Source organism: Geofilum sp. OHC36d9 (assembly GCF_052400685.1).
Classification (GTDB): domain Bacteria; phylum Bacteroidota; class Bacteroidia; order Bacteroidales; family Marinilabiliaceae; genus CAZHHH01.
In genome coordinates, this window is sequence record NZ_JBQTGJ010000051.1 from 1 (window position 1) to 590 (window position 590).

General features: G+C 37.5%; 1 protein-coding gene. It reads right to left on the reverse strand.

Annotated elements, in window-relative coordinates:
* Positions 1–138: 138 nt before the first annotated feature.
* Positions 139–549: a hypothetical protein gene (locus ACT3CD_RS17255; RefSeq protein ID WP_444646915.1), complete on the reverse strand. Its 411-nt coding sequence runs from the start codon at positions 547–549 to the stop codon at positions 139–141.
* Between the last annotated feature and the right edge of the window lie 41 nt (positions 550–590).

The window sequence follows — 590 nt, forward strand, 5'->3', positions numbered from 1 at the left end:
CTTCGGTAAGCAGCAGAACTTCTGACAGCTGAGTTTGTGCTTGGCGTTTATTGGTATCATACCACGCCTGGCGAGTGCGTCCAAACAGCTCACAGGCATCCTTCTTACTTAGTGAAGGATACATGTGTGCCAACAGTACTACTGTTTGGACCCAGCTTTTTTTCTTATGGATATTTTAAACTCAGTTTCTGCAACATCAATCAAAGTATTCATTGCAATATCCTTCATTTTGGCATACTCTAGTTGCTTTTCAAGCTCCTTTATACGTGCCTCTAGCTGTTTGTTATCTGCTCTTTCTTTTGAATTCATAAGCGACAAAGATAAGTGTAATTCATCAGAATAGCGTTCTTGCCATTTGCTAATAATACGCCTATACTCTTGAGGGTTAAGATGGAATCGATCCCGCACTTCATCTAAACTCATTTTACCATCATCGATTTGGTGAACTAACCAACGACGGAAACTAACCTCATAATCATTGTAATTGATTTGTTTTAATACAAATCCATCCATGCTATTTGTTAACATGGCAATTCCTTTTTTTTTCATTTTACTTGACTTTTTACGTCAAGCTATTTCAGAATATGACA

Excerpts from the sequence above, each read along its gene's own strand:
- ACT3CD_RS17255 (WP_444646915.1), bottom strand. The coding sequence starts at position 549 with ATGAAAAAAAAAGGAATTGCCATGTTAACAAATAGCATGGATGGATTT.